This window comes from Dellaglioa algida DSM 15638, from assembly GCF_001434695.1.
In the GTDB taxonomy this organism is placed as follows: domain Bacteria; phylum Bacillota; class Bacilli; order Lactobacillales; family Lactobacillaceae; genus Dellaglioa; species Dellaglioa algida.
The window spans coordinates 1-13,272 of record NZ_AZDI01000010.1; the positions used below are offsets into that span (position 1 = coordinate 1).

The window sequence follows — 13,272 nt, forward strand, 5'->3', positions numbered from 1 at the left end:
TCTCCCAGTTTACGCTGTTCCCAATCGTCAGAAAACCCTTTAAACCGTATCTCGGGTGTCATTTTATCGCTCATTTGAATACCTCTTTTGTCGCTTCAATCAAGTCTTTTGTTTCATCAGTAACGGCTAATTCATCCAGCATAGCTAGGAATTCTGCTTCTGATTTCTTAATTTCTGCATTCAAATCAACAAGTTCTTTACTAACTTGAACTAAGTCGATAGGTTCTTCTTCTTCAAAAGTATCCACATAACGCGGAATGTTTAAGTTAAAATCATTTTCCACAATTTCGGCCAATTCGGCTTTATGCGCATATTTTTCAACATCTTCTCGTTTTTGATACGTTGCAATGATCTTATCTACGTGCTCATTAGTTAAGTTATTTTGATTCTTCGCTTTTTCAAAATCATTTGACGCATCAATGAAGAAAATATCATTATTAGTCCGATTCTTTTTGAATACTAAAATAGTTGTTGGAATACTTGTGCCATAGAATAAATTAGCTGGTAAACCAATTACGCCATCAAGGACATTCATTGATTCAATCATTTGTTTACGAATTAAGCCTTCACCTGCACCACGGAATAATACCCCGTGAGGTAAAACTACAGCCATTGTACCTTCATCGGACAAATGATAAAGCATCGTTTCAACAAAGGCAAAATCAGCCTTTGATTTAGGCGCTAATTTACCAAATGAACCAAAACGTAGATCGTCATTCTTTGATGCATCGGCATTCCAGTTAGCTGAATAAGGTGGATTTGCGACTACTGCATCAAATTTTTGATCGCCATATTTATCATTTTCCAATGTATCGCCTTGCTCAATATTGAAGTCATCAAAAGAAACGTCATGAAGAAGTAGATTCATGCGAGCTAAATTATAAGTTGTTCCATTCAATTCTTGACCCGCGTAATAACTAACCTCGGCTTCATCCCCGACACGAAGTAACAACGAACCCGAACCAGCCGTTGGATCATAGACGTTACGTAATTTCTTTTTATCCATTGTGACCAATTTAGCTAAGATACTTGAAACCTTTTGTGGTGTATAGAATTCACCAGCTTTTTTACCAGCGCTTGCCGCAAATTGGCCAATTAAATATTCGTACGCATCACCGAGAACGTCAATCTGAGTATTATCGTAATCTGTTTCAATTGAATTAATTGAGAGCATTACTTTCGCAATCAAACCAGATCTAGCCGTCACCGAACTACCTAAACGGGTTGAACTCAAATCCATATCGTCAAACAGATGGTCAAAATCTTGTTCTGAATCCGTTCCGATTGTTGAACTTTGAACACGGTTTACTGCAATTTCTAAATGTTCAACAGAAAAGTTATTAGCAGATATTTCTTTAATCATATTAGAAAATAAATCTTCAGGTAATACGACATAACCAAGCGTATCTAACAATTCGGCGCGAACGTCTTCTTCCCCAGCTTCCGCAACCAATTCTTGATAAGTTGTTAATTCAGGATAATCTTCCAGTAAAGTGTCCACATATTTTGCTGTTTTTTGTGATAAATACCGATAAAAAATCATACCAAGCAAATAATTCCTAAATTCACTGGCATCCATGTTACTACGTAAATCATTTGCGGCGGCCCAAAGTGCTTTTTGTAGGTTGGCCTGTTGTTGCTGTACAGTATCCGTATTTTCAGTCATTAATTAAACTCCTATAGTGAATTTTTTAACGGTTTGAATGGCGAATTTCAATGCTGATTCAATTTTCCGTTTATTTTTAAGCGGTGCGCCGATTCCTTTTTTCAGTGACTCTTTCTTCTCTCGACCAGTGAACTTATACTCACTAATCGTTTCGTTAATCGCTGATTCTGGAACGTCATTTTCTTTCGAATACGTTTGAACAGCAATTTTTTCTTGTTCTTCAAAGAAATCTAACAACGCATCTTCAATTTTAATATCTGAACTTAAGCTGGGTACCTCATTTTCAAGAAATGAGATCAATAAGTCTCGTTTCAAAAAAAGGTTAGCATCGTTAGAACTCTTAATTCCATCTATCAATTCTTTAACTGCCTTCCTGCGCTCATCCTCTGGAGCGGCTAAGTCAAGTTGTCCAATTAAGCCTTTGATGTATCTTGTATTGATTGTATTTTCCTCAATAAGATCAATTTCAAAATCGATTTCATCAAGAATTGAGGCCTTGTCATGAACCCCTCGGCCAATATAAATATCCAAATATTTTGAACGATAGTCATTCATATCTTGTTCAGTAAAACCAAACTCTGAACCAGATTTAGCTAAATCAAATTCAGCATATCCTTCCATTTTTCGTTCAACTCGAGCGAGCGTTCTAAAAAGTTTAATAAATTTACTTTGTGCCTCTTCATCCGGTAAATCATCAACCATTTGTGGTGTTCCCACATATTCAAGTAACTCATCAATTGCTTTTTGATAATCGGTTTTGATGTCATTAAAAGGTGGCTGTAAAAAGGCACCTACACTATTAGTTGCCCCAAATAACTCAAGTGCTTCATCCGTTTGTTCTTTTAACTTACGGTAAGCAACAATTTGTCCAAATGGTTTTAAATTCATATCATAAACACGGTTTGTTCTTGAATAAGCTTGGATTAAATTGTGATATTCCAAATTTTTGTCGACGTACAGCGTGTTCAGAGTTTTAGAATCAAATCCAGTCAACATCATGTTGACCACAATTAAAATATCAATCCGATTTAATGGATCATTTTTTTCCACGCGATTTTGAACGTCTTCAGCATACTTTCTGAACTCATTCGTCGAATGCTGCGTATGGTACGTTTTATTATAATTATCTATAATTCGGTCCATTTGTAATTGTGAATGAGATTGAGTTGACTCATCTTCATTACCATCCTCATTTGCCGCCCATGTAAAAATAGTTGCCACCTTAATGTCTTTTTTAGAATCAGCTAGTTGCTTGTTAAATTCATCATAATAAGCAACTGCTAACTTAGTATCTTTAACCGTTAAAAAGGCATTAAATTTACCATTACGTGTTCGTTGCAGATGTTGTCCTAAAATATTTTTAGTTACTGTGGCAATACGCTCTTCAGATTCATAAACTTCTTGGGTATCAATTCCAACTACTTTTTCACCATCATCAACCGCGTTTGCCATTTTAAGCGTACTCATATAGTCAATTTGGAAACCTAAAACATTTTTATCTCGAATCGCATCCGTTATTAGATACGAATGTAGCATTGTTGTAAAAATATCATCGGTTGTTCTACCATCGCCCGCCGGATTCTGTTTGAATCTTGGCGTTCCGGTAAATCCAAACCACTGTGCTTTCGAAAAGAAACCATTGATAGCCTTTTGTTGTTCACCAAAAGTTGTCCGATGAGCTTCATCTACAATAAAAACAACTTTTTTATCTTTTAATGCTGCTAATCCCGCTTCATGACGGGTGACTGCATAATTCATTTTTTGAATAGTTGTAATGACAACTTGTGTCTCTTGTCCTTTAAGTTGTCTAACTAAGTCATAGGTCGATTCTGTCCCGCTCAATAAATCTAGTTCTTCAGAAAACGCCGTAAAATTATCGGTCGTCTGCTTATTCAAATCAGCACGATCTAACATAAAAATAACTTTTTCAATGCTTTCTTCTTGGGCCAGCAACGTTGCTGCTTTGAACGACGTTACGGTTTTACCCGAACCCGTTGTATGCCAGATATACCCATTCTCATTCGTTGTTAGCGCATGGTTCACTAACGCCTCTGTCGCATATACTTGATAAGGTCGCATCACCATCAAGACTTTTTTTCGTTCATCAAAAATAAAGTACTTTGAAATCATTGAATGCAGTCGGTTAATTTCTAAAAATGAGTTCGTAAAATCTTGAATTTCATTAAACCGATGATTTCCTTCGTCCGTCCAATTAAATAGGAAGTCTGCACTAATCTTACCGTCGGTATTAGACATATACTGTGAATTAACACCGTTTGAAATCACAAAAATCTGAATAAACCTAAAAAGATTTTGATAAGAAACTTGTCGATAACGTCCAATTTGATTGAAGGCTTGATGATTCTCAACACCACGTTTTTTCAATTCAACTTGAACAAGTGGTAATCCGTTAACCAAAATCGTTACATCATAACGATTTTCGTGTTCATTAACTCCCATCACGGTTACTTGATTTGTGACTTCATAAACATTATTATTCGCATTTTTCGTATCAAAATAGTTCAGATACAACGTTGGTTCATTAGTATCATCCCTTTGGATCGTTAATGTTTGATCTCTTAATATGTGCGCAGTTGCATACGCATTCCCACTTGTTAACTTCGACATGATTCGTGAAAATTCGCCATCCGTTAATAATTTCCCATTTAATTTGTCAGCGTTACGTTGATTTAATATTGCTCTAAAATGTGCAATCATTTCATCAAGCGAACGTAATTCGACTCGTTTATAATTTAATTTTTCTAGATACCCAATAAAACGTTCTTCAAGTTGTGCTTCACTTTCGGCCATAATATCGCCTCTCCTCCGAACTTACGTTGTCGCAGAGCGTAAGTAATTATAAGTGAATTATACCAATGTTCCCTATCAATTCACAGTACTAAAAAAGCCACTCCAAGAAACTGAAGTGACCGTAATCTTACCTATTTTTAATGAATCATATCGTGTATCACATGTTGTTGTGCAGCGATATTCTTTTTAACTGCTTTTCCAATCATCTTCATAAATGAAGTATGGACGCTTTCCGTTGAATGATCATGTGCCAAATATTGCCACGTTGAAATAATCAATAATAATGATACAAAAATCAACGGGAACCCGGCCATTAAACAAATTGCTTGAATGGTTTTGAATCCACCAACAAAGACAATCCCGAATGAGAATAACATAAAGATTGCCATCCAAACTAAGCGATTAAATAAACTTGGTTGTTGTGCTGGTCCAAGTTTTGTACTAGTAAATGCCGACACAATGTATGCTGATGAAGAAATGGTGGTTGCTAAGAAAATAAAACACGAAATTGCGTATATAACTAACATGACGTATTTAAAAGGCAACGTCGAAATGACTTGCGCGATTGCTGCGGCCTGACCGTAAACATTCAAGGTATGAATAAGGTCAACGGCTCCACTTTGCTGAAGATAAAGTGAGTAGCCACCTAAGATTGCATAGAAACTCATACAGCCTAATGCGCCATACGCTAACATCCCTAAAATGACTTGACGAATTGTTCGACCACGTGAAATTCTAGCAATGAATAAGCCCATAAATGGCATGAATGTTAACCACCAACCCCAATAAAAAATAGTTTCTGATTTAACAGGATCAACCGCATGGCCCAACCCTGATGCAGTCCCTGTACTCATTGCGACAAATTGTGTCACCATCAGTACAAGGCTATGTCCTTCTGATTTTAAAATATATAACGTTGGACCTACTAATAAAACAATTAATAAGAACCCAATTGCCGTCCAGATATGTGCTGAACTTAAGCGGTCAATTCCGCCCTTAATTCCCTTGAACATTGTTAACGTAAAAATAGAAAACAAGACTACAAACAAGGCTAATTTTAACAAAATTGTATCTGGAACACCCGTTAGTGTTGCGATAATTCGTGACAATACTGGGATTTCCATTCCGACTGATGAGCCAACACCGCCCATAATGCCAAAGACAACTAAAAAATCAACAATTTTACGTAAGATTTTTTTATAAGCTTGGTCCCCTTTTAACATAGGGATGACATCACTGACACACATCACTTTTACTTTTTTTACATACATAACGTACGAAATAATTACGGCCGATGACGCAAACATCATCCAAGCCATTGGACCCCAATCGAATTGGCCCATCATATGTGCATTTTGATAATTAACAGGTGACATCGCTTTAGCGCCAAACAATGGTTGTTGTACGTAACGAAGTGGATCAACCATGCTAAGCATCAAAATACTAGCATCAATGGCAGTCGCAAAAACCATACTTCCCCATTTAAAATCATTGTATGCGGGCTTTTCGCCTTTATTACCGAGGGTTATTCTACCGTAATGACTCAATGCAATATATAAAAAGAAAACAAAATTAAGAATATATATGCCAAGATAAACCCAACTCAGATGAGCCGTAATGGCGTCCATCGCAGAACCCAATGCTAGCTTCAAACCTGAGCCACCAAGCAATAATCCGACTGACACTAAAATAAATAGTGCCACAGTTGGTACAAACATTTTTTTATCGATATTTTGTTTTTCTAAAATAAAAAATTCCTCCTAAATTTAGAGTGCGCCTCGCACTCATCCCAACAACTTCACTTTTATTTGCACAAAAAAACACACCGGTACAGTTTCTCCACTAGGGATATCTGCACAGCGTGCTTGTTAGCTTGCCATCTTATACAAATACTCATAACGTTAATTAATAGTTAATATTCTATCGAATCGCTAACCTGGGCTCACGTCTCCATTATCATCTAGATAACGAATAATTCGTGCTGGGTTACCCGCAATTACGAGATCATCACCGAACGACTTTGTTACTACTGATCCGGCGCCAACTACGACACGGTTACCAAGCGTAACGCCTGGTAAAATCGTGACGTGTCCACCCATCCAGACACTATCGCCAACCGTAATTGGTTTACCCATTTCGACATCCGCGTTACGTAATTTTGCGGATAAGGGATGTACTGGTGTGTAGAAGCCAACGTCTGGACCAATGTAACAATGATCACCAATCGTGATCGGACAAGTGTCCAACATCGTTAAATGGTAGTTCGCATAAAAGTGATTTCCGATATGAATATTAAATCCATAATCAAATTCGATTCCCGTTTCGGCCCAAAAGTCGTCACCGGAATCAGCCAATAATGCTTTAATATTTGTATTCTGTTGTTTATTATCGTCAAGTTGGTTAATTGTCAGCAGTTCTCTCCGAATTAGTTCTCGTCGTTCAACTAATTCCGGATCAAACTGCTCATACGGTTCACCATCTGACATCTTTTCTCTCTCAGTTTTTATCATAGTATAAGAATACCACTTATAGAGTCATTTGTTAAAATTACTTTTAAAATGGGACTTTATGGCATTTATAATACAAACGTTCATGCCCATCATAACGCGCCTAAGCCCAATAATAAAAATAATTAATATAATTTTTTATGTATCTTGAATTCTAATTTTTATCCGCACAAAGGGACACCTTATCATAATTATCTTGCTCCCTGATAAGGCGTTCCTTAATTTTTACAATTGTCTTAACTTATTTTATCAACGAATCGTTGCGTAATTTGTTGTGGTCTTGTTATAACACCACCCACAACAGCTGAGAACGCGCCCATATTCAAGGCTTTTTTTACTTCTTCCGGCGTTGTTGTATGACCTTCCATAATCACGGGAATTTTAAGATTTCCAACCAATTTTTTTAATAATTCAAAATCTGGATTGTCTCTTTCATCCGTGTAATCCGTATAGCCAGAAAGCGTAGTAGAAACCATGTCAAAGCCATTTTTTTCGGCCATAATGCCTTCTTCGTAAGTCGAAATATCTGCCATTACTAGTCTGTTTTCCGCATGAATTTTGCCGACTAAATCTGTAACGGATTCATGATTTGGACGATCTCGAACAGTTGCGTCCATCGCAATAATTTCGGCATCCGTTGTCAGTAACTCATTTACTTCCTTCATAGTCGCCGTAATATAAACTTCTGAATCAGGATAGTCTCGTTTTATTATCCCAATTAACGGGAGATTCACCTGTTTTTTAATTTCTAAAATGTCGGCTACTGAATTGGCACGAATCCCAACGGCGCCACCTAGTTCTGCTGCCAAAGCCATTTTTCCCATAATAAATGAACTGTATAACGGTTCATTTTCAAGTGCCTGACAAGAAACGACTAGCCCATCTTTGATGTCATTTAAATTCATTATATTTCTCTTTTTCGCCGGATAAAATCTGTCTTTAAATATTTTGACCATTAGCCTCAATAACTTGCTTGTACCAATCAAAACTATCCTTCTTGTAACGTTTCAATGAGCCATTACCGTCGTCATCTTGATCCACATAAATGAATCCATAACGTTTACTCATTTCGGAAGTCGATGCACTAATCAAATCAATGCAACCCCACATGGTATAACCCATTAAATCGACGCCATCCATAACTGCCTCTTTCATTTGGATAATATGTTCTTCAAGGTATTTAATTCGGTAATCGTCGTGAACTTTACCATCCGCCCCTAACTTATCAAGAGCGCCAATCCCATTTTCAACAATAAATAACGGCACTCGGTAACGATCCCACATTGCGTTCAACGTAATTCGTAACCCGACTGGGTCAATTTGCCAACCCCAGTCACTTGTTTCTAAGTATGGATTCTTTTCACCGTTAATCATGTTTCCCAACGACGTGTCACCTGTTTTGCCAGCCGACGTGACCATTGACATATAGTAACTAAAACTAAGGTAGGACACCGTTCCCATTTTAAGAATTGCCTCATCCCCGGGTTCCATTGATATATGTACGTCATTTTCTCTGAAGTAACGGTTCATGTATTCTGGATATTCACCACGGACCTGAACATCCGTGAAGAATAAGTTTAAATTATCATTTTCTTGAGCGGCCCGAACATCTGCCGGATTTGGTGTTGAGGGATAAGTTTGCATTCTCGCAAGCATACATCCCACCTCAAAGTTAGGATTAATCTTCCGTGCTTGTTCAACGACCAATGCACTAGCAATAAATTGATGATGAACTGCCTGATAACGAATTTGTAATTGTTCCTTTTCCGTTAATTCACTATCTACGGCACCCGTTTCCATAAACCCAAATGAGCTAACGTTAATTTCATTAAAAGTTAGCCAATACCTAACCTTATCTCTGAAACGCTTAAGGACAACATCTGTGTAACGTGTAAAACTTGTGATTGTATCACGACTTGCCCATCCATTTTGTTTAATCGTCAAGTCGAGTGGCATCTCATAATGTGATAATGTCACAACGGGTTCAATATCATATTTTGCTAATTCATCAAAGACACGGTCATAAAAAGCCAATCCGGCTTCATTCGGTTCTGTTTCGTTACCATTAGGGAAAATACGTGCCCATGCCATCGACATTCGGTATGATTTGAATCCCATTTCTGCGAATAATTTTATATCTTCTTTATAATTATGGTAAAAATCAATGCCACGACGTTTTGGGTAATGGTCAGTGGTCGTATCAGCCATCGCTTCTTCAATAGCTTTCATTGTGACAGAACCCAAATTCATTTCAGTTCTTTTTTCAGATTTCCGAATAACTTCAGCAGTCGTCATCCCTTTTCCATCTAAATTCCAGCCACCTTCAACTTGGTTAGCGGCCGTTGCGCCACCCCATAAGAAACCATCTTTAAACCCTTTTGGATAATCTGTTTTATACATATCATTACGCTCCTTCAAAGTTTTTTTGTCGTTCTTATGTACCATGTTGCCGTCAAAACAAGCTGATACTCATTTTTTCAAAAAAAATTACCTATTGATAACCACAAAAAGTAGTTATCAATAGGTAACGCCTGATCTAATCAGTTACAGCCCTTATTTGACAAGATAAGTATACCAAATTAAGAAAGCGCTGTCAAAAGGTATTTTATCATCATTTATCTTGTCTAATCTTCTCAATCACTTGAATAATATCAAATGTATCTTGCAAACTATGTCTGTGAGACTCGCTCGCCCCAACTTCCACTAAATCAATAAAGGCCTGAATTTCAAGCGTCATATCATCCCCCGCAATAAAATAATGACGGTCAATTTTTTGCCCATTCGTCAACGTAATCGTATAATCTTCAATTCTGTTGTACATCGGAATTGTGATTTGTCCCCGTTGCCCTGAAATAATGGCAACCCGTTCTTTGGCTTCATTAATGGCCCCTTCGATAAAAGCCTGTACGCCATTTTCAAAATAAATAGTTGCCGAAAAACTTTCATCAATCCCATTGTGCATTTCCATTGTGGGATTAATTTTTCGAATTGGAGTTGCCACAATATCTAATACGAACCCAATTGGATACGTGCCAATATCATTTAAAGCCCCACCTTGGCCCTTTTGTAGTAAATATGAGGTTGGTTTTTGTTCCGGAATAGCGTTTGAACAGAAATTAGCCGATAACGTTTGAATGGGTCCAATTAAATCTAAGTCTTTTTTTAAATGATCCATCCCCGCGTTAAATTTCGTCTTGAATGCTTCCATAAATAATGTTTTGTTTTGCACCGAGGCAAGCTCAATTTCTTTCATATCAGCAGTTGTTAAAACGGCAGGTTTTTCACAAAAGACGGGTATTTTTAACGCTAATGCCTTTAGCGACCATTCTTTGTGCATCATGTGCGGTAAGGCAATATAGACACCATCAATCGTATCGTCCTCTAAAACGGCCTGATAAGAATCATAAACAGTTATACCAGGATTCTCTATTTTGAATTGGTCGTTAACGGTTAATGATTTCGATCCAATTGCCGTTACCCTTCCATTTTCTGTGTGTTGTATGCTGTTGAAAAAACGTTTCGCAATATTACCATAACCAATTATGCCAAAATTCATGAGTATTCTCCGTTTCTTTTAAATCGCTTTCATTTAATTATAAATAAGTTACTTGTTAAGTACCAATTTAATTTTGACAAAAAAATAACGCTCAATAAATGAGCGCTATTTGTTTAACCAACAAGTTCAATTTGATTACCTTCAGGATCTAGGATTACAGCTTCATAGTAGCCATCCCCAGTTATCCGAGGCTCGCCAATTACCCCTATCCCGGCAGCCTTGAAATCAACGACCATTTGGTCAACAATCACATGACTGCCAACGGAAAATGCAAGATGTGCGTAACCTTGACCAGTCGGATAGCGCGTTGTAATGTCCGTTCTTGTCATAATCTCTAAACGGGCTTGACCGTCCGGAAAACTCATAAAATATGAAGAGAATCCTTTAGTGACATTATCATAACGTTCGCCAAACGTAGCGTTAAAATTTGTCACGTAGAAATCACGCATGCCTTCGAGATCTGCTACCCATAAACCAATATGTTCAATTTTCATTTTTTATGCCTCCGTTGTTTCAGTTGGAAAAACCAATTCAAATTCTTCACATAAGACAGGCATTGTCTCGTCAAATTTTTTATTGACACTCTCTAAATCTTCTTCAAAAAAAGGTTGATGAACGCTACGCCAATAAGCTAATGTCCGGTCACCCTCGCCTTCAAGAAAAGCATGCGCTTCTGTAACTTCGTTATATGGCGTCGTGTAGACTTTAGTTGTTTTCGTGATAGCCATCGGATTGTCTTTGTAATCGACAATAACGTTATAATCGCCAACTTTAGGCATTGGTTCTTCATCAAAATATAGACCATAAGCTGATGACGTTGCCGTTTTAAGGCCGTCCAGTACTAGTTGACCCAATTCCAACGATGTCTTTTTAGTAGCGCCAAATGCCCATGCATCGTAGTTATCATGTTCAATATTGTTTGCCTTTTTAAATGCTTGCCAGTACTCATAAATTGTCATGTGAACTCTCCTTCAAGAATTTAATCTTCTGCGTTTAAAATATCTAAGAATAACTCGCCGTATTTTTCTAATTTACTTTCACCGACACCTTTAACGTCTAACATTTCTGTTAAGGTTTCCGGCATAATTTCGCACATTGAATATAACGTTTTATCAGAGAAAATAACAAATGGCGGTACGCCTTGTTCTTCCGCCAATTCACGACGTAATTGTCTCAATTCTTCAAATAATTCATTATCTTCCGGTAATGCCTGACGTACTTTAACGGCCATTTTACGGGTAACTTTTGTCTCGCCTTTCAAAACCCCAACACCATCAGCAGCAAGCTGTAAGACGGGATATTGTCCGCTTGATGCCTGTAAGAATCCCGATGCCACCAAATAGTCGATTAATCCAGAAACCTCTTTTTGCGAACGATCTTTCATCAAGCCATAAGTGGGCAACTCATCAAATCTGAATTGCATGACCTTTTGTACCTTCGATCCAGTTAAAACCTGGGCAACCAAACCTTTACCAAAATGTTCATCCATACGTTTTACGCACGATAACACTTTCTGGGCGTCAATTGAAATATCTAGCGCATCCCGTGTGTCCAAACAATTACTACAGCGACCACACTCTGGTGCTTCATCGCCAAAATAATTCACGATTGTCTGTTGTAAACATTGCTGCGTATTCGCATATTGCGTCATTTCTTGCAATTTAAGATATTCATGCTTCTTATTAATTTCATCCATCTCAGACTGATCAATAAAGAAATGTTGAATCTGAACATCTTTTAAATTAAAGAGTAAAACAGCTTCACTCGGTAACCCATCTCGTCCCGCGCGTCCAGCTTCTTGGTAATAAGCTTCTAAACTTCCCGGAATCTGAGCATGAATCACGAATCGAACATTACTTTTATCAATACCCATTCCAAAAGCATTAGTCGCAATCATGACTTGTACACGATCATACAAGAAGTCTTCCTGATTCTGACGGCGTTCGTCTTCTTTCATACCACCATGGTACATTGCCACTTTAATTTTGGCCTTTTTAATTAATTTCGTTAACCGTTCAACTTCTTTTCGTGTACTAGCGTAAATAATACCAGATTGTTGCTTTTGCGCTTTCAAATAATCAAGTAAGAAGCGATCACTGTTTTGGTCTTTAACCACTTGAAAGGCTAAATTTTCACGAGAAAATCCCGTTTTGACTTCATGTACAATCGTAAGCCGTTGCATGATGTCTGCGGCCACTTGTGACGTTGCTGTAGCCGTCAACGCAATAATAGTTGGATTTGAACTCAACCGTTGAATTGTTTCTGTCAGCCGTAGATAACTGGGACGGAAATCATGCCCCCATTGTGAAATACAATGTGCCTCATCAACGGCTACAAGATCAATTTTCAATTGTGATAAATCGGCCATAAATCCATCAGAATCCAAACGTTCGGGTGACACATAAAGTAATTTCACTTCGCCACGCGCAGCCTGATTGAAGCGTTCACGAACTTCCATATAGTCTAGCGTACTATTAATAAACGTTGCCGCAATCCCATTTTCATTCAAGGCATCAACTTGGTCTTTCATTAATGAAATTAATGGTGAAATAACTAACGTTAATCCATCCAAGATAAGCGCTGGAATTTGGTAACAGAGTGACTTTCCGCCACCCGTTGGCATAATCGCTAAGACATCTTCACCGGCTAGGATTCCGTCGATGACTTCTTGTTGGCCCTGACGAAAATTATCGTAACCAAATTTTTCTTTTAAAACTGATTGTGGATTCATA

General features: G+C 37.7%; 10 protein-coding genes. All 10 read right to left on the bottom strand.

Going from position 1 to position 13,272, the window contains the following annotated elements; all coding sequences use genetic code 11:
* Positions 1–70: 70 nt before the first annotated feature.
* The 10 genes from FC66_RS06560 to recQ all read right to left on the bottom strand — a co-directional run bounded on the left by FC66_RS06560 (position 71) and on the right by recQ (position 13,271).
* Positions 71–1,666 (bottom strand): type I restriction-modification system subunit M, encoded by a 1,596-nt coding sequence (locus FC66_RS06560; protein ID WP_057974589.1) that lies wholly within the window; start codon positions 1,664–1,666, stop codon positions 71–73.
* A gap of 3 nt (positions 1,667–1,669) precedes the next feature.
* On the bottom strand, positions 1,670–4,477 hold the full coding sequence (locus tag FC66_RS06565; RefSeq protein WP_057974590.1) for a type I restriction endonuclease subunit R: 2,808 nt from the start codon (positions 4,475–4,477) through the stop codon (positions 1,670–1,672).
* Between the two features lie 137 nt (positions 4,478–4,614).
* Positions 4,615–6,195 carry a BCCT family transporter gene (locus FC66_RS06570; protein ID WP_083478985.1) on the bottom strand — a complete coding sequence of 527 codons (1,581 nt, stop codon included), beginning with the start codon at positions 6,193–6,195 and terminating at the stop codon, positions 4,615–4,617.
* 213 nt (positions 6,196–6,408) lie between these two features.
* Positions 6,409–6,987, bottom strand: a complete 579-nt coding sequence (locus FC66_RS06575; RefSeq protein ID WP_057974591.1) for a sugar O-acetyltransferase — start codon at positions 6,985–6,987, stop codon at positions 6,409–6,411.
* 233 nt (positions 6,988–7,220) lie between these two features.
* Positions 7,221–7,892, bottom strand: a complete 672-nt coding sequence (locus tag FC66_RS06580; RefSeq protein ID WP_420911479.1) for an N-acetylmannosamine-6-phosphate 2-epimerase — start codon at positions 7,890–7,892, stop codon at positions 7,221–7,223.
* 31 nt (positions 7,893–7,923) lie between these two features.
* A complete protein-coding gene (locus FC66_RS06585) occupies positions 7,924–9,384 on the bottom strand; it encodes a glycoside hydrolase family 1 protein (protein WP_057974593.1) in 1,461 nt (486 codons plus the stop codon).
* A gap of 211 nt (positions 9,385–9,595) precedes the next feature.
* Positions 9,596–10,540 (bottom strand): Gfo/Idh/MocA family protein, encoded by a 945-nt coding sequence (locus FC66_RS06590; RefSeq protein ID WP_057974594.1) that lies wholly within the window; start codon positions 10,538–10,540, stop codon positions 9,596–9,598.
* Between the two features lie 113 nt (positions 10,541–10,653).
* Positions 10,654–11,034 carry a VOC family protein gene (locus FC66_RS06595; protein WP_057974595.1) on the bottom strand — a complete coding sequence of 127 codons (381 nt, stop codon included), beginning with the start codon at positions 11,032–11,034 and terminating at the stop codon, positions 10,654–10,656.
* A 3-nt stretch (positions 11,035–11,037) separates the two neighbouring features.
* Entirely contained in the window at positions 11,038–11,499 is a 462-nt protein-coding gene (locus FC66_RS06600; protein ID WP_057974596.1) for an ASCH domain-containing protein, read from the bottom strand.
* A gap of 20 nt (positions 11,500–11,519) precedes the next feature.
* The gene (gene recQ, locus FC66_RS06605; RefSeq protein WP_057974597.1) at positions 11,520–13,271 is read right to left on the bottom strand and encodes a DNA helicase RecQ; all 1,752 of its coding nucleotides are present in this window, start codon (positions 13,269–13,271) and stop codon (positions 11,520–11,522) included.
* Position 13,272 lies beyond the last annotated feature (1 nt).

Coding starts and splice junctions, on each gene's coding strand:
- FC66_RS06560 (WP_057974589.1), bottom strand. CDS start 1,666: ATGACTGAAAATACGGATACTGTACAGCAACAACAGGCCAACCTACAA.
- FC66_RS06565 (WP_057974590.1), bottom strand. CDS start 4,477: ATGGCCGAAAGTGAAGCACAACTTGAAGAACGTTTTATTGGGTATCTA.
- FC66_RS06570 (WP_083478985.1), bottom strand. CDS start 6,195: ATGTTTGTACCAACTGTGGCACTATTTATTTTAGTGTCAGTCGGATTA.
- FC66_RS06575 (WP_057974591.1), bottom strand. CDS start 6,987: ATGATAAAAACTGAGAGAGAAAAGATGTCAGATGGTGAACCGTATGAG.
- FC66_RS06585 (WP_057974593.1), bottom strand. CDS start 9,384: ATGTATAAAACAGATTATCCAAAAGGGTTTAAAGATGGTTTCTTATGG.
- FC66_RS06590 (WP_057974594.1), bottom strand. CDS start 10,540: ATGAATTTTGGCATAATTGGTTATGGTAATATTGCGAAACGTTTTTTC.
- FC66_RS06595 (WP_057974595.1), bottom strand. CDS start 11,034: ATGAAAATTGAACATATTGGTTTATGGGTAGCAGATCTCGAAGGCATG.
- FC66_RS06600 (WP_057974596.1), bottom strand. CDS start 11,499: ATGACAATTTATGAGTACTGGCAAGCATTTAAAAAGGCAAACAATATT.
- recQ (WP_057974597.1), bottom strand. CDS start 13,271: ATGAATCCACAATCAGTTTTAAAAGAAAAATTTGGTTACGATAATTTT.